Source organism: Burkholderia ambifaria AMMD, assembly GCF_000203915.1.
Classification (GTDB): Bacteria; Pseudomonadota; Gammaproteobacteria; order Burkholderiales; family Burkholderiaceae; genus Burkholderia; species Burkholderia ambifaria.
In genome coordinates this window covers 915,422-938,166 of the sequence record NC_008390.1, presented here as the reverse complement: position 1 = coordinate 938,166, position 22,745 = coordinate 915,422, and the positions used below count along the sequence as shown (strand labels likewise).

Here is a 22,745-nt window from a genome sequence, read left to right as displayed (position 1 = left end):
TCCCGCGCGCGCGTTCGTACGCCGCACCCGGCATGCGAGCCGACCATGCCGGCACCGGGCGGCGGCGACCTATCCGTCTCCATCGTCGACCGGCGGGCGACGTCCGCGCCACGGCGCGCGCGTCCACACCGCTACCGCATCATCCGCTCGGCGGCTCGCCCGGCAGGCGCCCGCCTGCCCGAGCGCACGCCCAGCCGACCGCCCCCACGACAAAACGGAGACATCCATGTCCGCATCTCCCCCGGCCGTTGCACACGCAACCGGTTCGGCCGGCGCCGCCGTCAGCCACCGGCGCATCGTGTTCGCGAGCTTCATCGGCACCGCGATCGAGTTCTACGACTTCTACGTGTACGCGACCGCCGCGGCGCTCGTCATCGGTCCGGTGTTCTTTCCGCATGGCTCCGCGACCGCGCAGGCGCTGTCTGCGTTCGTCACATTCGGCATCGCGTTCATCGCACGGCCGATCGGCTCGTTCCTGTTCGGCCACTTCGGCGACCGCATCGGCCGCAAATCGACGCTCGTCGCGTCGCTGCTCGTCATGGGCGTGTCCACCACCGCGATCGGCTTCGTGCCCGGCTACGACACGATCGGCGCGCTCGCGCCGGTGCTGCTGTGCGTGCTGCGCTTCGGCCAGGGGATCGGCCTCGGCGGCGAATGGGGCGGCGCGGCGCTGCTCGCGACCGAGCACGCGCCGCAAGGCAAGCGCGGCTGGTTCGGGATGTTCCCGCAGCTGGGCCCGTCGGTCGGCTTCCTGATGTCGAACGGGCTGTTCTTCGCGCTCGCGCTGTCGCTGTCCGATGAACAATTCCGCAGCTGGGGCTGGCGCATCCCGTTCCTCGTCAGCGCGGTGCTCGTCGCGGTGGGCCTCTACGTGCGGCTGAAGATCACCGAGACGCCGGCGTTCCAGGCCACGCTCGATCGCAACGAGCGCGTGCGCGTGCCGGTCGCGACGCTCGTGTCGCAACACTGGCGGCCGACGCTGCTCGGCGCGCTCGCGATGGTGGTCTGCTACACGCTGTTCTATATCTCGACGGTGTTCTCGCTCTCGTACGGCGTGGCGACGCTGCATATTCCGCGCCAGGGCTTCCTCGGCCTGCTGTGCTTCGCGGTGGTGTTCATGGGGCTCGCGACGCCGCTGTCGGCATGGGCGTCGGATCGCTTCGGGCGCAAGCCGGTGCTGATCGTCGGCGCGATCGCCGCGCTGCTGTCCGGCTTCGCGATGGAGCCGCTGCTCGGCAGCGGTTCGATGCCGCTCGTCGCGCTGTTCCTGACGCTCGAGCTGTTTCTGATGGGCGTGACGTTCGCGCCGATGGGCGCGCTGCTCCCCGAGCTGTTCCCGACCAACGTCCGCTATACGGGCGCGGGCGTCGCGTACAACCTCGGCGGGATCCTCGGCGCGTCGATCGCGCCGTACATCGCGCAACTGCTCGCCGCGCACGGCGGCCTGTCGTGGGTCGGCGGGTACGTGTCGGTTGCGGCGGCAATCAGCCTGATCGGCGTGCTGCTGATGCGCGAAACCCGCGACGCATCGCTCGTCTGAGCCTGCGGGGCGCACCGGGTTGTGCGGCGGGCGGCGCTGCCTATACTCGACCGTGGGGGCGCCGTTGCGCGCCCACGGGAACCCTCCCCGAAGGAGCCGCCGCGATGAACATCCGCCTCGACAACGCCGACCTCATCCTGATCCTGGCGCTCGCGCTGGGTGGCGCGCTGCTGCTCGCGGCACGCTTCCGGCCGAAAACCTGGCGTGGACTGCTGCTCGACGCGCTGCTCGCCAATCTGGCGGCGATCGCCGCGGTGGTCGCGTTCGAAGCGCTGCTCGCCTGAACCGGCCGGCTTCGCTTCCACGCGGCCGGGTCACGCGAATCGCCGGCGCTAGGCCGTCAGCTGCGCGGGCCGTGCGGCATAGGCCGGTGCGACCGCGTCGATCGCATCGAGTGCCTGCGCAACCGACGGCGGCGCGCCCGGCTCGCCGATCGACAGCGCATTCGGTGCCCCGCCGATCCCGCAATGGTGGCGCGACGTCGCGACGAAAATCATCACGGTCGGCCGCTGCAGCGCGTGCGCCATGTGCACGAAGCCGGTATCGACGCCCACCACGAGCGCGGCCCGGCCGAGGGCCGCGCCGAGTTCGCGCACCGACATCGCCGGCAGCACGATCGCGCCCGGCGCGCGCGCGGCGATATCCTTCGCGTCGTCATGTTCGGCGGGCGACCCCCACGGCAACAGCACGCGCACGCCGCGCGCCATCATCCGGGTGGCCAGCGCGGCCCAGTGGTCGGCCGGCCATTTCTTGTCCGGATTGGACGTCGCGTGAAACAGCAGCATGAACGGCGTGCCGTCGGTCACGGCGGGCGGCAGGCTCGCGTCCTGCGGCGGGACGATCCCGTACGTGGCGATGCCTTCGGGCACATAGCCCAGCGCCTCGCCGGCGCTCACGCGCATCCCGTGCCATGCGTCGCAGTCCGGCCGGGGGCCGAAGCGATGCGAATATGCAAAACGGGCGCCCGTCTCGCCGAGATCCTGCGTCTGGTAGCCGACGCGGCGCGCGGCGCGCGCGAGTACCGAAATGATCGCGCTCTTGTACACGCCGTGCAGATCGATGACCGCATCGTAGCGATGCGCGCGCAGCGCGCCGATCGACGCGGAGATCGCCTTCAGGTCGCCGCCGTTGCGCATCTTCTTGAACCGCCGCAGCGGCGCGCAAAGCACATTGGTCACGCCCGGGTGCCAGCGCACGACCTCCGCGCAGGATTCGTCGACGGCCCAGTCGACCGTCACACCCGGGAAGGCGCGATGGAGGTCCGCGACGACGGGCAGCGTCTGGACGACGTCGCCGAGCGACGTCACTTTCACGATGAGGATGCGTTTCACGTTCTTTGTGGGATATATCGGACCATTGCGCCATGCTAACGACGCTTGGCGGGCACAAACATTACACCGACATTACATTTGCAACAAAATGCATCGTTTTTGTGAAGTTTTGTCCAGACCGGCATCCGGTTCTTTTTATAATGTGTCCTTTGCCTCCCGGCCCCCCGCCGATGCAACGCCCCACCCTTCCCCCCCTGTTTCCCGCCCTCACCCGCCGCTCGCTGCGGATCTGGCGGCAGTACGGTGTGTTCTGGCTCGGCGCGATCGCCGTGGGCCTCGCGGCCGTGCTGTACGCGCGGCTGATCGACTGGGGCTACGACACATTCCGCACGCTGCGCGAGCACGCCGCATGGCTGCCGCTGCTGCTCACGCCGTCGATCGCCGCCGCATCCGTGTGGATGACGCGCCGCTTCTTTCGCGGCGCCGAGGGCAGCGGGATCCCGCAGGTCATCGCGACGCTGCATGCGAGCCCGAGCGCATTCGGCGCGCGGCTGCTCACGCTGCGGATCCTGTTCGGCAAGGTCCTGATCTCGTTCCTCGGCATCCTCGGCGGCTTCACGATCGGCCGCGAAGGCCCGACCGTGCAGGTCGGCGCGGCGCTGATGTTCAACCTGCGGCGCTTCTACCCGCGCTCGAACGCGCAGATCGAGCGGCAGCTCGTGCTCGCCGGCGCGGCGGCCGGCCTGTCGGCCGCGTTCAATACGCCGCTCGCCGGGATCGTGTTCGCGATCGAGGAACTGACGCGCAGCTTCTCCGCGCGCGCGAGCGGCGTGCTGATCACCGCGATCATCCTCGCCGGTGTCGTCGCCTTGGGCCTGAACGGCAATTACACGTACTTCGGCACGATCGACGCCGGCCAGCATTTCCCGAAAATGCTCGCCGTCGCCGTGCTCGTCACCGCGCTCGTGACCGGCGTCGCGGGCGGCCTCTTCAGCTGGCTGCTGCTCAATACCGGGCGCTGGCTGCCCGCGCGCCTGCTCAGCCTGTATCGCGAGCGCCCGATCACGTTCGCGGCGGTGTGCGGCTTCGTGATCGCCGTCGTCGGCATCGTGTCGGGCGGGACGACGTTCGGCAGCGGCTATGCAGAGGCACGCGGCCTGCTCGACGGCCATGAACAGCTGTCGGTGTTCTATCCGTTCCTGAAGATGGTGTCGATGGTCGCGTCGTACCTGCCGGGCATCCCGGGCGGGATCTTCGCGCCGTCGCTGTCGATCGGCGCCGGGTTCGGCAACGTGCTGCACATCGTGTTCAGCCACATGAGCCTGCCGATGCTGATCGCGCTGGCGATGGTCGGCTACCTCGCGGCCGTCACGCAGTCGCCGATCACGTCGTTCGTGATCGTGATGGAGATGATCAACGGCCACGCGCTCGTGATTTCGCTGATGGCGACCGCGCTGGTGTCGAGCCGCATGGCGCGCTTCTTCGCGCCGCCGCTCTACGAAACGCTCGCGCAGCGCTATCTGGCGCCGCCTGCGGCCGCGGCCGCGGTCGAACCCGCCCGCGCAGCGGCGCCGGCGGCGACAACCGGCGTCACCGAGCCGCAGGATGCGGCCGCAGCGCCCGCCGATCCGCTCGACACGCTGCGTGAAGGGGATGGTCGCGAGCCGCGCGCCGCGGGGGCCGATACCAACACGGACACCGGCGCCGCGCAAACGCCGGCGACGCCGCATGACGGCGGCCGGCCGGCATCCGGCGCGAACGGACCGGCGCAACCGGGCCCGACCGACACTCAGTAGATCACCACCGGCGCCGGCCGATAGTAGACAGGCCGGGCCGGCACGACGATACAGCCGGCGAGCGTGATCGCGACGAGTGCGATCGCAATGGCGGTTCGTTTCATTGCACGCCTCCGTCAAGCCCAGTGGCCGCGGGTCCAGAACCAGTTCGGGCCGCGCTGATTCCAGTGGCCCGGCACCCAGTGCATGCCGACACGCTGGGCTTCCCAGTGGCCGCCGATCCACACGTAGCGACCATGATCCCAGTGCCAGTGGCCGCGCTCCCACACATAGCCGACGCGCGCGTCGGGCACGACCTCGTAGCGCACGGCCGGCGGCGCGTTCGGCGCGACGACGACGATTTCCTCGGCAGGCGCGGCCACCGGTTCGGCGACGACCATCCGGCCCGATTGCACCAACACCGGCGCGCCGACGAGAATCTCGTCCGCGCGTGCAGCGAGCGGCGCGGCGACGGCTGACAGGCCCGCGGCGAACAGCGCGAGCGAAACGATACGACGTTGAACAACAGAGACAGCCATCACAACCTCCTGATTGAGAAATGACGCGAGCGACGCGAGCGTATTCGTTCAATGCGGGAGGTCGACCAACGGCCGACAGACACCGTGTTACGGCGAGCCCGAAAGTGCAACAGGGCGTAAGACGCGCACGACGGCATGCGCCGCCGTGCGGAGAGAGGCCGACAAACGTCAGGCTTGCGGGATCTCGATCTTCACTTCGAGGACTTCGAGATCGTCCTGGCGCTCGAGGCTCACGCGGATGTCGTCGTTCGAAATACGGACGTACTTCGAGATGACCGCCACCAGCTCCTTCTGCAGCGCCGGCAGGTAATCGGCCGGTGGCCGGCCGCCGACCCGCTCGTGCGCGATGATGAGCTGCAGGCGCTCCTTCGCGACCGATGCGGACTTCTTCTTCTCACCGAGGAGAAACGAAAGGATGGACATGGGCGGCCTCCGTTACTTGCTGCCGAAGAGGCGCTGCAGCAGGCCCGGCTTCTGGTAATCGGTGAAGCGCAGCGGCTTGTCCTCGCCGAGGAAGCGAGCGACGACGTCCTTGTACGCTTCCGCCACGTCGGTGCCGTCGATATGCACGGCCGGCAGACCCTGGTTCGATGCGTGCAGCACGGCTTCCGATTCGGGCACCACGCCGATCAGCTTGATGCGCAGGATCTCGCTGATGTCCTCGAGCGACAGCATCTCGCCTTCGCTCACGCGCTTCGGGCTGTAACGCGTGATCAGCAGGTGCTCCTTGATCGGATCCTTGCCTTCGGTCGCGCGCTTCGTCTTCGACGACAGGATGCCGAGAATGCGGTCCGAGTCGCGCACCGACGACACTTCCGGGTTCGTGACGATCAGCGCTTCGTCGGCGAAGTACATCGCATGCAGCGCACCGGCTTCGATCCCGGCCGGCGAATCGCAGACGATGAAGTCGAAGTCCATCGCGACCAGATCGTTCAGCACCTTCTCGACGCCGTCGCGCGTGAGCGCATCCTTGTCGCGCGTCTGCGACGCCGGCAGGATGTGCAGGTTCTCGCACTTCTTGTCCTTGATCAGCGCCTGGTTCAGGTTCGCTTCGCCCTGGATCACGTTGACGAGGTCGTACACCACGCGCCGCTCGCAGCCCATGATGAGATCGAGGTTGCGCAGGCCAACGTCGAAGTCGATCACGGCCGTCTTGTGGCCCCGCAGCGCGAGGCCCGACGCGAAGCTCGCGCTGGTCGTCGTCTTGCCCACGCCGCCCTTGCCCGAAGTCACCACGATGATTTTTGCCATTTACCCAATACCCTGTGTTCGTCAATGAGAGCCGATCGATCCGGCGTGCGCCGCGTGAATCACGTCAGGCGCAGCGGTTCGATCATCAGTTTTTCCTCTTCGAGCCGGATCTGCACCGCTTTGCCCAGTATGTCGGCGGGCAACGGGTTCTCGGTCGTTCGATAGATACCCGCGATTGAAATCAGTTCCGGTTCGAGACACGTGCAGAAAATGCGCGCGTCGTGATTGCCGTGCACGCCCGCGAGTGCGCGGCCGCGCAACGGCGCGTAGATGTGGATGTTGCCTTCCGCGATGATCTCGGCGCCGTGACTGACCGGCGCAAGCACCACGAGGTCCCCTTTCGCGTAAATCTGCTGCCCCGAACGCAGCGGCCGATCGATCACCAGCGTCTGGCCGCTCGCCGAAATCTGCGTCGGTGCAGGCTCCGGCGCCGGTTCGGCTGCCGCAACGGCCTCGGCAACGACAGGCGCTGGCTCCGCTTCGTCGGCCGGCTTCGCGGCCGACACGCGGCGATCACGTGCCTCCAGCAACGGCAGACCGGCTTCCCCCGCCCAGCCCTGCGTGGCCAGCGCCACGACGCCCACCGGGCGCATCCGCACGTCGTTCAGCATCTGGCGGATGTCGGCGAGCGCGACGCGTTCGCCGTCCGCGAGGCGGCGGACGTCGATCGCGACGACGTCATCGGCAAAAAACTCGGGAGTCGCTTCGAAGCGCTTGACCAGTTCGGTACGCAACGCATCGAGATCGGTCGTCTTCACGGTGAACAGCAACGTATCGACCGATCCGCTGCGCAGCTCGAAGAATGGCGATTTTTTAAGCGACATGGACACTCTGCAAAAAATTTTTGCGTATTTTACAGGCGTCCACGCGTGCAGCCATCATTTTTGGGAAACCGGGTCGCGGCGAACGCGCGACCAGAAGGGGGCAGTGGGACGGGCGACGGGGCCTTCATTGCGCCGTGCGGCCCGCGCGTTCATGCGTCAGGGTGTGTTGAAGTGCGACACGAACAACGACTTCATCGCGCCGGGCATGCGCGCGATTGGTGCATGCTCGCCCGTGTTGCCGAAACCCGCGCGTTCGTAGAAACGGATGGCGTTGCGGTTTGCGTCGGCGATCCATGCATAGACGTCCTGCGCACCGCGTTCGGCCAGCCACGCGGTGGCCGTTTCCAGCAGCAGCACGCCGCCGCGCAGATGACGGACCGCGTGCGCGACCCACAGCTCGCTGACGAACGCGCGCCGCTCGGGCGTATTGTCGAAATACGCGCCGATCATGCCGGCCGGATGGCCTTCGGTGTACAGCAGGAAAGTCGTCGACTCGTCGGACGTGGCGCGCAGCGCGGCGATGGCCGCCGCCGCGTCGGCATCGACGTTAAGCAATTCGGCCTCCGGCGCTTCGCCGGGCGCGTAGGGCTCACGCAATGACGCGGCGCGGAGTTCGCGATACACGCGGCCCTGGTCGGCAGCGATACGACGAACGGTCAAGGTCGAACTCATGCAGGCACAGCCCCCTTCGGACAGCAAGCTACTAGCTTCAACCGAAAGCGGGGCATGAGTCAAATCGTTATTTTCAAATGACAGCGCGGATCGAAAGGCAATGGATGTCGCGCTCCGCGCGGGTGTGCAGATGCAGCATGGCGCGGCGATGCGCAGCGATGTATGGCGAGCGAGCCACAAGGTCGGACATGTCGCCCGCCGCGCCTTGTTATGTATGGAATTCATCTGGCGCGCGTCCGCTATTTGATCGCCGCGACCGTAATCGTTCGTAACATATGTACGGAAAAGGACCGGCGCGCCGCACGTCGTTGAGCCGCGCTTATTGCATTGCAACATTCGTTGCGAAGCTCACCGCTCGAGAGTCGCCAGCATCACAACACACATTCCTCTGACGACACCCCGGCCGCACGGGTGAGCGGGCCTGCGTTGGCCTGTTTCAATCACCCCCGTGCCGCCCTTCCCGACCCGCGTCATCCACGGCCCGCCGTTTGGAGTTTCATGCCTAGCGCCGGGGTTTGGAAAGCGTGCGCGGCGGTCGTATAACTGGCACAACCGGACACCGATCCGGTGCCGCGCGCCGTGTCGCGGGCCAACGACGATTCGAACGACGATAAACGTGCACGTGTGGCCGGCGCGCCCGCAAGCGCCGCGCCGGCCCCGAAAGGAGGGAGACAATGGCAATGACCGACGAATCGGCCTCGGGCTGGTCGGATGGCAAGCGTTATCTGTGGCTGCTCGGGGCGGTGACGATCACGCTGCCGATCTTCTCGGCCCAGCTTGCGTTGTCGACCGGCCTTCACGTGTTCTGGTGGTTCGGCCCGCTGTTCGCGTTCGGCGTGATTCCGATCCTTGACACGCTGATCGGCGACGATCGCGACAATCCGCCCGAAGCCTTCGTCCCGGACCTCGAACGGGCGCGCTACTACCGCTACATCGTCTATCTCGCGACGCTGGTCGAATACATCGCGTTCTTCATGTGCGTGTGGGTCGTCGGCACGCATGCGCTCGCGTGGTACGACTACGTCGGCTTCGCGCTGTCGCTCGGCGCGGCGACGGGCATCTCGATCAACACCGCGCACGAACTCGGGCACAAGACCAGCCGCTTCGAGCGCCGGCTCGCGAAAGTCACGCTCGCGCCGGTTGCATACGGCCACTTCTTCGTCGAGCACAACCGCGGCCATCACGTGCGCGTCGCGACGGCGGAGGACCCGGCGAGCGCGCGCTACGGCGAATCGTTCTGGGCCTTCCTGCCCCGCACGGTGACGGGCAGCATCCGCTCGGCCTGGCGGCTCGAAAAGACGCGCCTCGAGCGGCTCGGGCATTCGCCGTGGACCTGGCGCAACGAAGTCCTGCATGCGTGGGCGATGACCGTCGTCGTGTGGGGCATCGCGATCGCGATGGCCGGCAAGGTCGTGATCCCGTTCCTCGTGATCCAGGCCGTGTACGGTGCGTCGCTGCTCGAAGTCGTCAACTACGTCGAGCACTACGGGCTCGGCCGCCGCAAGCTGCCGAGCGGCCGCTACGAACGCTGCGCGCCGCAGCATTCGTGGAACAGCAATCACGTCGTCACCAACCTCTTCCTGTATCAGCTGCAGCGGCACGCCGACCATCACGCGAACCCGACGCGCTCGTACCAGGCGCTGCGCCACTTCGACGACTCGCCGCAACTGCCGGCCGGCTACGCGACGATGATCCTGTTCGCGTACGTGCCGCCGCTCTGGTATCGCGTGATGAATCCGCGTGTCGTCGCGCACTACGGCGGCAACATGGCGCAATCGAACATCAAGCCATCGATCCGCGCTCGCGTGCTCGCGCAGTATTCGGCCACGGCGTGATACCAGACGGCGCAGTCGCGGTCGTCGGCGAGATCGTCACGCGGCTTGCGGCAGCCTGAACACGGCGACCGCGTGCCGCAGCGCGCTCGCCTGCTCGGCCAGCGCCTGCGTCGCGGCCGACGCCTGTTCGACCAGCGCCGCGTTGCGCTGCGTCGCTTCATCCATCTGCGTGACCGCGACGTTCGCCTGCTGGATGCCACCGCTCTGCTCCTGCGATGCGGACGAGATCTTGCCGACGATCGTGCGGTCTCGGCCGTACGCCGGCATCGACACAGCCGCGCACATGAAAGCGGCGACCAAAACGAAAAACCCCGTGATCCTTTCGGATCACGGGGCTTCGTATTTTGGCGGAGAGGGTGGGATTCGAACCCACGGTACGGGGAAACCGTACGCCTGATTTCGAGTCAGGTACATTCGACCACTCTGCCACCTCTCCTTCCTTGCTGCATCTCACGGCTGGTCGTTTCCGCGAGAAAAAGATTATAAGACGATCGATTCCTCGCTGACAAGCCCTTTCTGCAAATTTTTTGCGAAGGGTTTGAAGCCCGCGTTACGACACCTGAGCAGGCGCGTCGATACGTTCCATGCCGCCCATGTACGGACGCAGTGCTTCCGGCACCGTGACCGAGCCATCCGCATTCTGGTAGTTCTCCAGCACCGCGACAAGCGTGCGGCCGACGGCCAGCCCCGAGCCGTTCAGCGTATGCACGAGTTCCGGCTTGCCCTGCGCATTGCGGAACCGCGCCTGCATCCGGCGCGCCTGGAACGCCTCGGTGTTCGAGCAGCTCGAGATCTCGCGATAGGTGTTCTGCGCGGGCAGCCACACTTCGAGGTCGAACGTCTTCGCGGCAGAGAAACCCATGTCGCCGGTGCACAGCGCCACGACGCGGTACGGCAGGCCGAGCTTCTGCAGGATCGCTTCCGCGTGGCCGACCATCTCGTCGAGCGCCGCGTACGATGCGTCGGGCGCGACGACCTGCACCATCTCGACCTTGTCGAACTGGTGCTGGCGGATCATCCCGCGCGTGTCGCGGCCGTACGAGCCGGCTTCCGAGCGGAAGCACGGCGAATGCGCGGTCAGCTTGATCGGCAGCGCGGAGCCTTCGACGATCGATTCGCGCACGGTGTTCGTCAGCGAAATCTCGGACGTCGAGATCAGGTATTGCGTGATCGTGTTCTCGCCGCCGCCCTTCTCGACGCGGAACATGTCGTCCGCGAACTTCGGCAGCTGGCCCGTGCCGTACAGGATCTCGGGATTGACGATGTACGGCGTGTACGTCTCGGTGTAGCCGTGCTGCAGCGTGTGCGTGTCGATCATGAACTGCGCGAGCGCGCGGTGCAGGCGTGCGATCGAGCCGCGCAGCATCGTGAAGCGTGCGCCGGCGAGCTTCGCGCCGGTTTCGAAATCGAGACCGAGCGGGGTGCCGACGTCGACGTGATCCTTCACCGCGAAGTCGAACTCGCGCGGCGTGCCCCAGCGGCGCACCTCGACGTTGTCGGCTTCGTCCTTGCCGACCGGCACGCTTTCGTGCGCGATGTTCGGCATGCCCAGCATCAGGTCGGACAGACGCGTCTGGATCTCGCCGAGCTTGGCCTCCGACGCCTTCATCTCGTCGCCAATGCCGCCGACTTCGGCCATCACGGCCGACGTGTCCTCGCCCTTCCCCTTCATCGCGCCGATCTGCTTCGACAGGCTGTTGCGGCGCGCCTGGAGCTCTTCGGTACGGGTCTGGATCGCGCGGCGTTCCGCTTCGAGGGCGGAAAACGCGGCGACGTCGAGGGTGTAGCCGCGATCGGCGAGGCGCTTCGCGACGCCGTCGAGGTCTTTGCGCAGCAACTGGATGTCGAGCATGGGAGGACTTGGGAAATCGTTGTGTAAGACGGGAATTCTAACGCACCGCGCGCTCGCCACGGCATTGGCCGAACGGACAGTGGCGCAAACGCGCGACTGACGTGGCAGTATCGCATTGCCGGCCTGCGCGTCGGCAGCCCTGCGCAGCCCGTCGTGCAGCGTTGCTGCGCAGCGCGCGACAGCCGCGCCGGCCGGGCCGGCCGAGCGCAAAGCGGCGGGCCACACACCCGCCTTCGCATCACCATCACCCGAGGGAACCCGATGGCCATCGAGCTGGACAAGGATGTCCGCGACCGCGCGATCGCGTCGCTGCAACGCTATTTCACAGAAAACATGGACGAGCCGATCGGCAACATCCAGGCCGGCGCACTGCTGCACTTCTTCGTCGAGGAAATCGCGCCGGCGATCTACAACCTCGCGATCGCCGATGCGCAGGAGCGCCTGCACGCACGCGTCGCCGAACTCGACATCGAATGCCACGCGGAGCCGTTCGAGTACTGGAAGAAGCAGCCGGGCCGCAAGCGCTGACGCACCGGGCGCAGCGCGCGCCACCGCGTGCGGCCGGTCAGTCCTTCTTGCCGGCCTCGCGGTCGAGCTCGCGCAGCCACGCGAGCTTGTCGGCGATCTTCGCTTCGAGCCCGCGCGGCACCGGCTTGTACCAGCGCGGCTCGCGCATGCCTTCCGGCAGATAGGTCTCGCCGGCCGCATAGGCGTTCGGCTCGTCGTGCGCGTAGCGATACGCATGACCGTAGCCGAGTTCCTTCATCAGCTTGGTCGGCGCATTGCGCAGATGCACGGGCACCTCGCGCGACTTGTCCTGCTTGACGAACGCCATCGCCTGGTTGAACGCGTTGTAGCCCGCGTTGCTCTTCGCCGCGCACGCGAGGTAGATCACCGCTTGCCCGAGCGCCAGCTCGCCTTCGGGGGAACCGAGCCGCTCGTAGGTCTCGGCCGCGTCGTTCGCCACCTGCAGCGCGCGCGGGTCGGCCAGACCGATGTCTTCCCACGCCATCCGCACGATGCGGCGCGCGAGATATTTCGGATCCGCGCCGCCGTCGATCATCCGGCAGAACCAGTACAGCGCGCCGTCCGGGCTCGAACCCCGCACCGACTTGTGCAGCGCCGAGATCTGATCGTAGAAATTGTCACCGCCCTTGTCGAAGCGCCGCGCGTTCAGCGTCATCGCGCTGCTGACGAAATCGGCATCGATGGTCGTGATTCGGGAGGAAGCAGCAGCCGTCTGCGCCTGCTCGAGCAGGTTCAGGAAGCGCCGCGCGTCGCCGTCCGCGTAACCGATGAGCGTATCGACCGCCTTGTCGTCGAACGCGAGGCCGTCGAGCGCGATTTCCTGCGCACGCTTGAGCAACTGACGCATCTCGTCGTCGCTCAGCGACTGCAGCACGTACACCTGCGCGCGCGACAGCAGCGCCGAGTTGACTTCGAAGCTCGGATTCTCGGTCGTCGCGCCGATGAACGTCACGAGCCCCGACTCGACGAACGGCAGCAGCGCATCCTGCTGCCCCTTGTTGAAGCGGTGGATTTCGTCGACGAACAGGATCGTGTGGCGGCCGGTGCGGTTCAGCGTGTCCTTCGCCTGCTCCATCGACTCGCGAATGTCCTTCACGCCGCCGAGCACCGCGGACAGCGCGATGAACTCGCAGTCGAACGCGAGCGCGGTGAGGCGCGCGAGCGTCGTCTTGCCGACGCCGGGCGGCCCCCACAGGATCATCGAATGCGGCTTGCCGGATTCGAACGCGAGCCGCAGCGGCTTGCCTTCGCCCAGCAGATGCGTCTGGCCGATCACCTCGGCGAGCGTCTTGGGCCGCAGCGCCTCGGCGAGCGGCCGGCGCGGCTCGACTTGAAACAGGTCGGACATGAACCCTCGCTCCAGATCAGACAATGGCGGCCGAACGGGCCGCCGGACCCAATATTATGACAGCCGCGCGACTGCGCCGCCGGGGGCGGGGGTCGGGCGCCCGCGCGCGGTGCCCGGCGCCGGTGCCCACGCCCGGTGCCCGCGCCCGGTGCCCGGCGCCGGTGCCCGCGCCCACGCCCAGTGCCTGGCGCCCAGTGCCCGCGCCCCCAAACAACACGGGCCTGCCGTCGCCGGCAGGCCCGTGTCCGAACACCGGTGCGACGCCGTCAGCCGTTGATCACGTCCGCGCCCTTCGGCACGACGAACTTGAACGTATCGCCCCTCAGCGGCGGATTCGTCTGGATGTTCGTGAACGTGAGCAGCGTGACGTTGCCGAACACGTCGTGCAGCTCCATCGCGGCGAGCGTGCCGTTGCGGAACCCGATGCCGATCCGCTGGAACTGCGTGTCCTGCGCCTTCGGCAGCATCTCGAGCCAGTCGATCCCGCCCTTCTCGCCCGCATCGCGCAGCGTGTAGTTCTTGTCGAGATCGTTGCTGCCGAACAGGATCGCGGCCGGGCTCGCGCCCAGCGCGCCGTTCAGCTTGCGCTCGGTGACCTGGTTCAGGTCGCGGTCGTACACGTACAGCTTGTCGCCGTCGGCCTGCAGCACCTGCTGGTACGGCTTCTGGTACGTCCAGATGAACTTGCCCGGACGCGAGAACACGAACGTGCCGCTCGAATTGTCGTTCGGCTTCGGCGCGGCCTGCGCGGCGCTCGCGCCCTTGCTCGGCGCCTTGACGATCTGCTGCGTGAATTCGCCCTTCGCCGAACGCACCTGCGACACGAAGGCCTTCAGTTGCTCGGTGCCGCTCGCGAACGCGTGCGTCGCCGCGAGCATCAGCGATGCGCCGGCGAGCGCCGCGCCGAGCCAGCGCCGCGTCGAACGAAGGGACAATGCAAACGAATGTTGCTGCATATTGCGGTTTTCTCCGTGGGTGGCCGGCGCCGCGGGCGCCGCGGACTCATTCCGCGTCGCGCGCCGGCACAAGAATTTCGCGGTTGCCGCTCGACGACATCGCCGACACGAGCCCCGACTGTTCCATCTGCTCGAGCAGCCGCGCCGCGCGGTTATAGCCGATCCGCAGATGGCGCTGCACGAGCGAAATCGACGCGCGGCGGTTCTTGATGACGATCTCGACCGCCTGGTCGTACAGCGGATCAGACTCGTTGCCGCCTTCACCGGTTCCCGCGCCGGCCGACCCCTCGTCGCCGTCGGCGGTGCCGCCCTCGAGCAGCCCTTCGACGTAGTTCGGCTCGCCGTGCTCCTTGAGCTTCTCGACGACGCGATGCACTTCATCGTCGGCGACGAACGCGCCGTGCACGCGCACCGGCAGCCCGCTGCCCGGCGGCAGGTACAGCATGTCGCCCATCCCGAGCAGCGATTCGGCGCCCATCTGGTCGAGAATCGTGCGCGAGTCGATCTTCGACGACACCTGGAACGCGATCCGCGTCGGCACGTTCGCCTTGATCAGGCCGGTGATCACGTCGACGGACGGACGCTGCGTCGCGAGGATCAGGTGAATGCCGGCCGCGCGCGCCTTCTGCGCGATCCGCGCGATCAGCTCCTCGACCTTCTTGCCGACGACCATCATCAGGTCGGCGAGCTCGTCGATCACGACGACGATGTTCGGCAGGCGGCCGAGCGGCTCGGGATCGTCCGGCGTCAGGCTGAACGGATTCGGAATCTTTTCCTCGCGCTTCGCCGCGTCGTCGATCTTGTTGTTGTAGCCGGCGAGGTTGCGCACGCCGAGCTTGCTCATCAGCTTGTAGCGGCGCTCCATCTCCGCGACCGTCCAGTTCAGCGCATGGCCGGCCTGGCGCATGTCGGTGACGACCGGGCACAGCAGGTGCGGAATGCCTTCGTAGACGCTCATTTCGAGCATCTTCGGATCGATCAGGATCAGGCGCACCTGCTCGGCGGTCGCCTTGTACAGCAGCGACAGGATCATTGCGTTGATCCCGACCGACTTGCCCGAACCGGTCGTGCCCGCAACCAGCAAGTGCGGCATCTTCGCGAGATCCGCGCACACCGGCTTGCCGCCGATGTCCTTGCCGAGGCTCAGGGTCAGCGCCGACGATGCGGCCGCATAGACTTCAGAACCGATGATCTCGGACAGGTGCACCGTCTGGCGGCGCTGGTTCGGCAGCTCGAGCGCCATGTAGTTCTTGCCGGGGATCGTCTCGACCACGCGGATCGACACGAGCGACAGCGAACGCGCGAGATCCTTCGCGAGGTTGACGATCTGGCTGCCCTTCACGCCGGTGGCCGGCTCGATCTCGTAGCGCGTGACGACCGGGCCCGGATACGCGGCCACGACGCTCGCCTCGACGCCGAAATCCTTCAGCTTCTTCTCGATCAGCCGCGACGTGAATTCGAGCGTATCGGCGGAAATCGCTTCCTGCGTCTTCGGCGCGGGATCGAGCAGCGACACCGGCGGCAGCGTCGAATCGCCCGGCAAGTCGGTGAAGAGCGGCACCTGACGCTCGCGCTCGACGCGCTCGGACTTCGCCGGCGTGACGACCGGCGGCACGATCGTCACGGGCTCGTGATCCTCGATGCGCACGCGCTCCTCCTCGACCTTGCCTTCGCGGCGCACGGCCGCGGCCTCGCCGAGCTTGCGGTCGCGCTCGGCCTCACGGCGCAGCTTCGCGACGTTCACGGCAGACAGGATCGCGCCGCCGACGCGCTCGGCGACCGACAGCCACGAGAAGCGGAAATACAGCGACAGGCCGATCGCGAGCGCGATCAGGAGCAGCAGCGTGCCGCCGGTGAAGCCGAACGCGTGCGACATCGCGCCGGCCACGGCCTCGCCGATCACGCCGCCCGGCGCGCGCGGCAACTGCACCTTCAGCGACCACATCCGCAGCGCCTCGATGCCGTCGCACGCGAGCACGACGAGCACGAACGCGAAGATCTCGGTGAGCCAGCCGATCGGCCGCTCCGGTTCGTCGACGACCGCCTCGTGACGCGTGATGCGCCGGTAGTTGACCGCGATGCGCCGTCCGAGCGGCACGATCAGCCAGTAGGCCGACAGGCCGAACAGCAGCAGGATGATGTCGGCCGTCCACGCGCCCACGCGGCCGGCCCAGTTCGAGATGTGGTCCACCTGCGCCGCGTGCGTCCAGCTCGGATCGCGCCGGCTGTAGCTCAACAGGGCCATCACCAGAAAAGCGCAGAGCGCGACCTGGAGAATCCAGCGGATCTCCGTGAGGAGCTTCGACATCCGGTGCGGCAACGCCTGTGCCTGGGCGGAATAAGGAGCTTTTGCCATGAATCCGTATAAAGAGGACGGGCCGCGGGCCCGCCTGTCGTTCGATCGCGCTCATTGTAAACGCTGCACCGGGCCGCCAAGTGTAAATGACGGTTACATAAGAGGGCCGGGTGCGTGAAGCCGCGCCGCGCGCCGCCTGCCGGCAAACGCTATCGCCACGATTGAAACTCTCGTTCGGCAGTGCAGCAACGGGGCCTTTATAATGCGCGTCTGATACCCATCTATGACGGCATCCCGGTCAACCCAGACCGTCCGGCGAGCCTTATCCCGCCCGCCGCGGCCGCCTTTTACGGATTCGCACATGTCCACGCCCAAACACGCCAAAGTCCTGATTCTCGGTTCCGGCCCCGCCGGCTACACGGCTGCCGTCTACGCGGCACGCGCCAACCTGTCCCCGGTGCTCGTCACCGGCATCGCGCAGGGCGGCCAGCTGATGACGACGACCGATGTCGAAAACTGGCCGGCGGACGCAAAGGGCGTGCAAGGCCCGGAACTGATGGCGCGCTTCCAGGAGCACGCCGAGCGCTTCAACACCGAAATCGTATTCGATCACATCCACACCGCGAAACTGCACGAACAGCCGATCCGGCTGATCGGCGATTCGGGCGAATACACGTGCGACTCGCTGATCATCGCGACCGGCGCGTCCGCGCAGTATCTCGGCCTGCCGTCCGAGGAAGCCTTCATGGGCAAGGGTGTGTCGGCCTGCGCGACGTGCGACGGCTTCTTCTATCGCAACCAGGAAGTCGCGGTGATCGGCGGCGGCAACACGGCCGTCGAGGAAGCGCTCTACCTGACGGGCATCGCGAAGAAGGTCACGGTGATTCACCGCCGCGACAAGTTCCGCGCCGAGCCGATCCTGATCGACCGCCTGCTGGAGAAGGAAAAGGAAGGCGTCGTCGACATCAAGTGGGATCACGTGCTCGACGAAGTGACGGGCGAGGAATCGGGCGTCACGGGGCTGCGCATCAAGAACGTGAAGACCGGCGCGACGCAGGACCTCAACGTGCAGGGCGTGTTCGTCGCGATCGGCCACAAGCCGAACACCGACCTGTTCCAGGGCCAGCTCGAGATGAAGGACGGTTACATCCTGACGAAGAGCGGCCTGCACGGCAACGCGACGTCGACCAGCGTGCCGGGCGTATTCGCCGCCGGCGACGTGCAGGACAACGTGTACCGCCAGGCAATCACCAGCGCCGGCACGGGCTGCATGGCCGCGCTCGACGCGCAGCGCTACCTCGAAGGCCTGCACGACAAGAAGTAAGCGTCAAGCGTTCGGCCGCCGGGCGCTACAATGGCGTCCGCTGCCGCGAAGCAGGCTTGACCGGAAAGCCGCTGCCGCCGTGCAGCGGCTTTTTTGTGCCCGCGCGTCCGAACGCGCCTGCCCCGGTTACCGAATCATGGCGAAGAACCAGCCCCATCCGAGCGATCCCGCGAAGCGGCAGATCGCCGCCCGTCCCGCGAACCCGGCGCCCGCCGCGCCCCCGCCCGCACCCGATGCCGCCGCGTTGCGCGGCCAGGGTCTGGCCGGCCTCGGCGCGCTGCGCAAGTCGCTGCAAGGCGAAGCCGACCGCCGCGAGCGCGCCCGCGTCGAAACCGCGAAGGTCGCGCGCCAGGCGGAAGCCGACGCGAACCTGTTCCGCAACGAAATCGGCGCGATCCAGCCGCTGAACGCACCGCCGCGCGCGAAGCCCGGCCGCACGCCGCCCGACCCGGTGCCGAAGCAGACGCAGCGCGACGAGGAAGACGTGCTGAACGCGACGCTGTCCGACGAATTCGATCCGGAAACGCTGCTCGACAGCGACGAATCGCTGTATTACCACCGCGCCGGCATCAGCCGCGAGGTCGTGCGCAAGCTGCGCAGCGGCGCGTGGATCGTACAGGCGCAGCTCGACCTGCACGGGATGCGGCGCGACGAGGCGCGCGACGCGCTCGCGGAATTCATCCGCGAAGCCGGCAAGAAGGGGCTGCGCTGCCTGCGCGTGATCCACGGCAAGGGGCTCGGCTCGATCGGCAAGGAGCCCGTGCTGAAAGGCAAGGTGCGCGCGTGGCTCGTGCAGAAGGAAGAAGTGATCGCGTTCTGCGAGGCGCGCAGCCACGACGGCGGCGCGGGCGCGGTGCTCCTGCTGCTGCAGCCGCTGCCGGCCCCCGCCGATCGGGGGCCGCGTGCCGCATCCTAGGCTGACGCTCGCGATCTCGATACTGGAAGCGATCGCGACGCTCGCCTTCGCGATCTCGGGCTTCATCGAGGCGCGCAAGAACCGTCTCGACTCGGTCGGCACGTTCGTCGTCGCGCTCGCTACCGCGTTCGGCGGCGGCACGCTGCGCGACATCCTGCTCGAACGCCGGCCGTTCTACTGGGTCATCCACGACGACTACGTGATCGCGATCTTCGTGCTCGCGCTGTTCGCGCCGATCGTGCTGCGGATGCTGTCGCGGCTGTCGGCGGAGCGGCTGCTGCTGGTGGCCGATGCGATCGGGCTCGGCATCTTCAGCATCTCGGGCACCGCGATCGCGCTCGATGCCGAGATGCCGCGCTTCATCGCGGTGATGATGGGTGTGATCACCGGCGTGGTCGGCGGCATCATCCGCGACGTGCTGTGCAACGACATCCCGCTGATCCTGCGCGATTCGCGGCCGTACGCGACCTGCGCGTTCGTCGGTTGCTGGTTCTACCTGCTGCTCGCGTGGCTGCAGTTCGACTCGGTGTACAGCGTGCTGTTCGCGACCGGCTTCATCCTCGTCGCGCGGCTCGCGACGTTCAAGTTCGACGTGCGGTTGCCGCACTGACGCCGCCACGCCACGCGTCGCCACATGCAAAAATGAAAGGGGCCGTTCACACAGACGGCCCCTTCTCTTTCGTTCAGCGCAAATGCCGCCTCACGCGATCCGCTCTTCCGACGCCGGATCGAACAGCACCGCCTTCGACACGTCGAACAGCAGCGACAGCGTCTGATCGGGCTGCGGGTTCGCGGCCGGATGCACGCGGCTCACGATCCGCTTGCCGTTGACCTGCGCGAACACGTGCGTGTCGGGGCCGGTCGGCTCGGTCACGTCGACGCGCACGTCGAACGGCTGCAGGTGCGACGCGTCGCCGTTATGCGCGTGGCGAACGTCGGTGATGCGCTCCGGACGCAGGCCGAGGATCACCTCGCGGCCGACGTGCGACTTCAGCTGGCCATCGAACGGCAGGTTGAGCGCACCGCGCTTGACGCCCGTGTCGATCTCGAGCGCGATCCCGCTGCCCTGCTCGACCAGCTTGCCGTTGATGAAGTTCATCGGCGGCGCGCCGATGAAGCCCGCGACGAACAGGTTCGACGGCGAATCGTAGATGTCCTGCGGCGCGCCGAACTGCTGGACCACACCGTCCTTCATCACCGCGATCCGGTCGCCGAGCGTCATGGCCTCGATCTGGTCGTGCGTCACGTAGACGATCGTCGTGCCGAGACGCTGGTGCAGCAGCTTGATTTCGGCGCGCATCTCGATGCGCAGCTTCGCGTCGAGGTTCGACAGCGGCTCGTCGAACAGGAACAGCGACGGATCGCGCGCCAGTGCGCGGCCCATCGCGACGCGCTGGCGCTGGCCACCCGACAGCTGGCCCGGCTTGCGGTCGAGCAGGTGCTGGATCTGCAGCATCGCCGATACGCGCTCGACGATCTGCTGCTGCTCGCTCTTGGGCACCTTGCGGATGTTCAGGCCGAACGAGATGTTCTCGCGCACCGTCATCGACGGATACAGCGCATACGACTGGAACACCATCGCGATGTCGCGGTCCTTCGGCGACAGGTCGTTGACGACCTTGCCGTCGATGCAGATCTCGCCGCTCGTCACGGTCTCGAGGCCGGCGATCATGTTGAGCAGCGTCGACTTCCCGCAGCCCGACCCGCCGACCAGGATCAGGAACTGTCCGTCCTCGATCTCGATGTCGACACCCTTCAGGACCGGCACCCCGTTCGGGTAGGTCTTGTACACGTCACGGATGGAAAGGCTTGCCATGCTGTGAATCCTCTGTCTCGTCTCGCGCGGCGCCCTGCGGCGCCGCGTCGGGTTCGTTTCGATGCGCCGCGCGTCGCGCGCGGCCGGTTCGTCGTATCGGATGAAACCGCGCTTACCCCTTCACCGCGCCCGCCGTCAGCCCGCGCACGAAGTAGCGGCCGGCGACCACGTAGACGAGCAGCGTCGGCAGCGCGGCGATGATCGCGCCCGCCATGTCGACGTTGTACTCCTTCACGCCCGTCGACGTGTTGACGAGGTTGTTCAGCGCGACCGTGATCGGCATCGAGTCGACGCCGGAGAACACGATCCCGAACAGGAAGTCATTCCAGATCTGCGTGAATTGCCAGATCAGGCACACCATGAAGATCGGCAGCGACACGGGCAGCAGGATCTTCGTGAAGATCGTGAAGAAACCCGCGCCGTCGATGCGCGCGGCCTTCACGAGCTCGGCCGGCACGCTCACGTAGAAGTTGCGGAAGAACATCGTCGTGAACGCGATGCCGTACACGACGTGCACGAACACCAGGCCCGGAATCGTATTCGCGAGGCCGAGCATCCCCTGCAGGCGCGCCATCGGCAGCAGGATCACCTGGAACGGAATGAAGCAGCCGACCAGCATCATCGTGAACAGCGCATCCGCGCCGCGAAAGCGCCAGTGCGTGAGCACGTAGCCGTTGAACGCGCCGATCAGCGACGAGATCAGCACGGCCGGAATCACCATCTGCAGCGAATTCAGGAAGAACGGCTTCATCCCGTCGCAGCGCACGCCGGTACACGCGCCGCTCCACGCCTTCACCCACGGATCGAAAGTCCAGTGCGTCGGCGGCGTCAGCAGGTTGCCGGTGCGAAGCTGGTCGAGGTCCTTGAACGACGTCGACAGCATCACGTAGATCGGGAACAGGAAATACAGCGCGAACAGGATCAGCGCCGCATAGATCACTGCCCGGCTGATCGTCATCTTAGGCTGCATTGCGGGTGCTCCTCGATTCCATATACATCAGCGGCACCAGCACCGCGACCACGGTCGCGAGCATCATCACCGACGACGCCGCGCCGAGCCCGAGCTGGCCGCGGTTGAACGAAAACGTGTACATGAACATGGCCGGCAGCGACGACGACGTGCCGGGGCCGCCCGCCGTCAGCGCGACGACCAGGTCGAAGGTCTTGATCGTGATGTGGCAGAGGATCAGCAGCACCGAGAAGAACACCGGGCGCATGCTCGGGATCACGATCTTGCGGTAGATGGTCGGCAGCGTCGCGCCGTCGACCTGCGCGGCCTTGAAGATCTCGGCGTCGACGCCGCGCAACCCGGCGAGGAACAGCGCCATCACGAAGCCGGTCGACTGCCACACGGCGGCGATCACGATACAGAAGATCGCCTTGTCCGGATCGTCGAGCCAGCCGAACGAGAAGCTCGTCCAGCCCCAGTCGTGCATCACCTTCTCCAGGCCGAGGCCCGGGTTCAGGATCCACTGCCACGCGGTACCCGTGACGATGAACGACAGCGCCATCGGGTACAGGAAGATCGCGCGCAGCGCGCCTTCGTTGCGGATGCGCTGGTCGAGCAGGATCGCGAGGAACAGCCCGAGCGCGACGCAGATCGCGATGAACGGAATCCCGAACCAGCCGAGGTTCGCGGCGGAGGTCCACCACACGTCGTTCTGGAACAGGTCCGAGTAACGGCCGAAGCCGTCGAATTCGTAGTTCGGCAACAGCCGCGAGTTGGTCAGCGACAGATAGCCGGTAATCAGGATGAAACCGTAGATGAACACCACGGCGATCGCGAGGCTCGGCGCGAGCACGAGCTTCGGAATCCAGCGATCGGCGAAGGCCGACATCGGCGACGTGCGCCGCGCGACGGCAGCGCCGGATCCGTTTCCGCTAAGAGGGGCAGCCACTTGATTCGACTCCTGGAACGAGGGCGGCGCAGGCCAGGCCGGCGCCGGGTACGGCGCGGGCCCGCGGGCGAGCCCGTTTGCTGCACATGCAAAAACGCCCGGCC

At 66.9% G+C, this 22,745-nt stretch carries 21 protein-coding genes, 1 tRNA gene and 1 pseudogene; 8 read left to right on the top strand and 15 right to left on the bottom strand.

Annotation, left to right across the window (positions count from 1 at the left end):
* Positions 1-226: 226 nt before the first annotated feature.
* Together BAMB_RS04315 and BAMB_RS04310 are read left to right on the top strand one after the other, a co-directional pair.
* Positions 227-1,540, top strand: a complete 1,314-nt coding sequence (locus BAMB_RS04315) for an MFS transporter (RefSeq protein WP_011656216.1) — start codon at positions 227-229, stop codon at positions 1,538-1,540.
* 104 nt (positions 1,541-1,644) lie between these two features.
* Entirely contained in the window at positions 1,645-1,824 is a 180-nt protein-coding gene (locus BAMB_RS04310; protein ID WP_006750841.1) for a hypothetical protein, read from the top strand.
* 48 nt (positions 1,825-1,872) lie between these two features.
* On the opposite strand, the gene waaC is transcribed toward BAMB_RS04310, so the two are convergent.
* Entirely contained in the window at positions 1,873-2,871 is a 999-nt protein-coding gene (waaC, locus tag BAMB_RS04305) for a lipopolysaccharide heptosyltransferase I (RefSeq protein ID WP_011656215.1), read from the bottom strand.
* A 170-nt stretch (positions 2,872-3,041) separates the two neighbouring features.
* On the opposite strand from waaC, the gene BAMB_RS04300 reads away from it, so the two are divergent.
* Positions 3,042-4,607, top strand: coding sequence for a chloride channel protein (locus BAMB_RS04300; RefSeq protein ID WP_011656214.1), 1,566 nt, complete (start codon positions 3,042-3,044; stop codon positions 4,605-4,607).
* 116 nt (positions 4,608-4,723) lie between these two features.
* Here BAMB_RS04300 and BAMB_RS04290 read toward each other — a convergent pair whose 3' ends face one another.
* The 5 genes from BAMB_RS04290 to BAMB_RS04270 all read right to left on the bottom strand — a co-directional run bounded on the left by BAMB_RS04290 (position 4,724) and on the right by BAMB_RS04270 (position 7,872).
* A complete protein-coding gene (locus tag BAMB_RS04290; protein WP_011656213.1) occupies positions 4,724-5,125 on the bottom strand; it encodes a YXWGXW repeat-containing protein in 402 nt (133 codons plus the stop codon).
* A 168-nt stretch (positions 5,126-5,293) separates the two neighbouring features.
* Entirely contained in the window at positions 5,294-5,548 is a 255-nt protein-coding gene (gene minE / locus BAMB_RS04285; RefSeq protein ID WP_006750836.1) for a cell division topological specificity factor MinE, read from the bottom strand.
* Positions 5,549-5,560: 12 nt separating this feature from the next.
* Entirely contained in the window at positions 5,561-6,376 is an 816-nt protein-coding gene (gene minD / locus BAMB_RS04280) for a septum site-determining protein MinD (RefSeq protein WP_011656212.1), read from the bottom strand.
* Positions 6,377-6,435: 59 nt separating this feature from the next.
* Positions 6,436-7,200: a septum site-determining protein MinC gene (gene minC, locus BAMB_RS04275; RefSeq protein ID WP_011656211.1), complete on the bottom strand. Its 765-nt coding sequence runs from the start codon at positions 7,198-7,200 to the stop codon at positions 6,436-6,438.
* 156 nt (positions 7,201-7,356) lie between these two features.
* The gene (locus tag BAMB_RS04270) at positions 7,357-7,872 is read right to left on the bottom strand and encodes a GNAT family N-acetyltransferase (RefSeq protein ID WP_011656210.1); all 516 of its coding nucleotides are present in this window, start codon (positions 7,870-7,872) and stop codon (positions 7,357-7,359) included.
* Positions 7,873-8,546: 674 nt separating this feature from the next.
* Here BAMB_RS04270 and BAMB_RS04265 point away from each other — a divergent pair.
* The gene (locus BAMB_RS04265; RefSeq protein WP_011656209.1) at positions 8,547-9,707 is read left to right on the top strand and encodes an alkane 1-monooxygenase; all 1,161 of its coding nucleotides are present in this window, start codon (positions 8,547-8,549) and stop codon (positions 9,705-9,707) included.
* A gap of 36 nt (positions 9,708-9,743) precedes the next feature.
* Here the strand turns inward: BAMB_RS04265 and BAMB_RS04260 are convergent.
* From BAMB_RS04260 to serS, 3 genes and pseudogenes are all read right to left on the bottom strand, one after another.
* Positions 9,744-9,968, bottom strand: a pseudogene (locus BAMB_RS04260) (methyl-accepting chemotaxis sensory transducer); the annotation flags it as partial.
* Positions 9,969-10,052: 84 nt separating this feature from the next.
* A tRNA-Ser gene (locus tag BAMB_RS04255) sits at positions 10,053-10,143 on the bottom strand.
* A gap of 114 nt (positions 10,144-10,257) precedes the next feature.
* Positions 10,258-11,559, bottom strand: coding sequence for a serine--tRNA ligase (gene serS / locus BAMB_RS04250; RefSeq protein WP_011656207.1), 1,302 nt, complete (start codon positions 11,557-11,559; stop codon positions 10,258-10,260).
* 261 nt (positions 11,560-11,820) lie between these two features.
* On the opposite strand from serS, the gene BAMB_RS04245 reads away from it, so the two are divergent.
* Positions 11,821-12,087 carry a DUF2164 domain-containing protein gene (locus BAMB_RS04245; protein WP_006750829.1) on the top strand — a complete coding sequence of 89 codons (267 nt, stop codon included), beginning with the start codon at positions 11,821-11,823 and terminating at the stop codon, positions 12,085-12,087.
* A gap of 37 nt (positions 12,088-12,124) precedes the next feature.
* Here the strand turns inward: BAMB_RS04245 and BAMB_RS04240 are convergent, their stop codons facing one another.
* The 3 genes from BAMB_RS04240 to BAMB_RS04230 form a co-directional block, all read right to left on the bottom strand.
* Positions 12,125-13,435: a replication-associated recombination protein A gene (locus tag BAMB_RS04240; RefSeq protein WP_011656205.1), complete on the bottom strand. Its 1,311-nt coding sequence runs from the start codon at positions 13,433-13,435 to the stop codon at positions 12,125-12,127.
* Between the two features lie 266 nt (positions 13,436-13,701).
* Positions 13,702-14,391 (bottom strand): outer membrane lipoprotein chaperone LolA, encoded by a 690-nt coding sequence (lolA, locus tag BAMB_RS04235; RefSeq protein WP_011656204.1) that lies wholly within the window; start codon positions 14,389-14,391, stop codon positions 13,702-13,704.
* Between the two features lie 46 nt (positions 14,392-14,437).
* Positions 14,438-16,747: a DNA translocase FtsK gene (locus tag BAMB_RS04230; RefSeq protein WP_011656203.1), complete on the bottom strand. Its 2,310-nt coding sequence runs from the start codon at positions 16,745-16,747 to the stop codon at positions 14,438-14,440.
* Positions 16,748-17,048: 301 nt separating this feature from the next.
* On the opposite strand from BAMB_RS04230, the gene trxB reads away from it, so the two are divergent.
* The 3 genes from trxB to BAMB_RS04215 all read left to right on the top strand — a co-directional run bounded on the left by trxB (position 17,049) and on the right by BAMB_RS04215 (position 19,537).
* A complete protein-coding gene (gene trxB / locus BAMB_RS04225) occupies positions 17,049-18,011 on the top strand; it encodes a thioredoxin-disulfide reductase (protein ID WP_041491107.1) in 963 nt (320 codons plus the stop codon).
* Positions 18,012-18,147: 136 nt separating this feature from the next.
* Positions 18,148-18,927: a Smr/MutS family protein gene (locus tag BAMB_RS04220; protein ID WP_011656201.1), complete on the top strand. Its 780-nt coding sequence runs from the start codon at positions 18,148-18,150 to the stop codon at positions 18,925-18,927.
* On the top strand, positions 18,914-19,537 hold the full coding sequence (locus tag BAMB_RS04215) for a trimeric intracellular cation channel family protein (protein WP_006750823.1): 624 nt from the start codon (positions 18,914-18,916) through the stop codon (positions 19,535-19,537). The genes BAMB_RS04220 and BAMB_RS04215 overlap by 14 nt, the downstream gene beginning before the upstream one ends.
* Positions 19,538-19,627: 90 nt before the next feature.
* Here the strand turns inward: BAMB_RS04215 and BAMB_RS04210 are convergent, their stop codons facing one another.
* From BAMB_RS04210 to BAMB_RS04200, 3 genes are all read right to left on the bottom strand, one after another.
* Positions 19,628-20,743, bottom strand: a complete 1,116-nt coding sequence (locus BAMB_RS04210; protein WP_006750822.1) for an ABC transporter ATP-binding protein — start codon at positions 20,741-20,743, stop codon at positions 19,628-19,630.
* 112 nt (positions 20,744-20,855) lie between these two features.
* The gene (locus tag BAMB_RS04205; protein ID WP_006750821.1) at positions 20,856-21,713 is read right to left on the bottom strand and encodes a carbohydrate ABC transporter permease; all 858 of its coding nucleotides are present in this window, start codon (positions 21,711-21,713) and stop codon (positions 20,856-20,858) included.
* The gene (locus BAMB_RS04200; RefSeq protein ID WP_011656200.1) at positions 21,703-22,641 is read right to left on the bottom strand and encodes a carbohydrate ABC transporter permease; all 939 of its coding nucleotides are present in this window, start codon (positions 22,639-22,641) and stop codon (positions 21,703-21,705) included. Before BAMB_RS04200 ends, BAMB_RS04205 begins: the two co-directional genes overlap by 11 nt.
* Between the last annotated feature and the right edge of the window lie 104 nt (positions 22,642-22,745).

What these genes read in the sequence shown, in the direction of transcription:
- BAMB_RS04220 (WP_011656201.1), top strand. Translation starts at nt 18,148, where the DNA reads ATGGCGAAGAACCAGCCCCATCCGAGCGATCCCGCGAAGCGGCAGATC.
- BAMB_RS04230 (WP_011656203.1), bottom strand. Translation starts at nt 16,747, where the DNA reads ATGGCAAAAGCTCCTTATTCCGCCCAGGCACAGGCGTTGCCGCACCGG.
- BAMB_RS04315 (WP_011656216.1), top strand. Translation starts at nt 227, where the DNA reads ATGTCCGCATCTCCCCCGGCCGTTGCACACGCAACCGGTTCGGCCGGC.
- BAMB_RS04310 (WP_006750841.1), top strand. Translation starts at nt 1,645, where the DNA reads ATGAACATCCGCCTCGACAACGCCGACCTCATCCTGATCCTGGCGCTC.
- minD (WP_011656212.1), bottom strand. Translation starts at nt 6,376, where the DNA reads ATGGCAAAAATCATCGTGGTGACTTCGGGCAAGGGCGGCGTGGGCAAG.
- minC (WP_011656211.1), bottom strand. Translation starts at nt 7,200, where the DNA reads ATGTCGCTTAAAAAATCGCCATTCTTCGAGCTGCGCAGCGGATCGGTC.
- BAMB_RS04290 (WP_011656213.1), bottom strand. Translation starts at nt 5,125, where the DNA reads ATGGCTGTCTCTGTTGTTCAACGTCGTATCGTTTCGCTCGCGCTGTTC.
- BAMB_RS04245 (WP_006750829.1), top strand. Translation starts at nt 11,821, where the DNA reads ATGGCCATCGAGCTGGACAAGGATGTCCGCGACCGCGCGATCGCGTCG.
- BAMB_RS04300 (WP_011656214.1), top strand. Translation starts at nt 3,042, where the DNA reads ATGCAACGCCCCACCCTTCCCCCCCTGTTTCCCGCCCTCACCCGCCGC.
- BAMB_RS04205 (WP_006750821.1), bottom strand. Translation starts at nt 21,713, where the DNA reads ATGCAGCCTAAGATGACGATCAGCCGGGCAGTGATCTATGCGGCGCTG.
- BAMB_RS04270 (WP_011656210.1), bottom strand. Translation starts at nt 7,872, where the DNA reads ATGAGTTCGACCTTGACCGTTCGTCGTATCGCTGCCGACCAGGGCCGC.
- serS (WP_011656207.1), bottom strand. Translation starts at nt 11,559, where the DNA reads ATGCTCGACATCCAGTTGCTGCGCAAAGACCTCGACGGCGTCGCGAAG.
- lolA (WP_011656204.1), bottom strand. Translation starts at nt 14,391, where the DNA reads ATGCAGCAACATTCGTTTGCATTGTCCCTTCGTTCGACGCGGCGCTGG.
- minE (WP_006750836.1), bottom strand. Translation starts at nt 5,548, where the DNA reads ATGTCCATCCTTTCGTTTCTCCTCGGTGAGAAGAAGAAGTCCGCATCG.
- BAMB_RS04265 (WP_011656209.1), top strand. Translation starts at nt 8,547, where the DNA reads ATGGCAATGACCGACGAATCGGCCTCGGGCTGGTCGGATGGCAAGCGT.
- BAMB_RS04240 (WP_011656205.1), bottom strand. Translation starts at nt 13,435, where the DNA reads ATGTCCGACCTGTTTCAAGTCGAGCCGCGCCGGCCGCTCGCCGAGGCG.
- BAMB_RS04210 (WP_006750822.1), bottom strand. Translation starts at nt 20,743, where the DNA reads ATGGCAAGCCTTTCCATCCGTGACGTGTACAAGACCTACCCGAACGGG.
- trxB (WP_041491107.1), top strand. Translation starts at nt 17,049, where the DNA reads ATGTCCACGCCCAAACACGCCAAAGTCCTGATTCTCGGTTCCGGCCCC.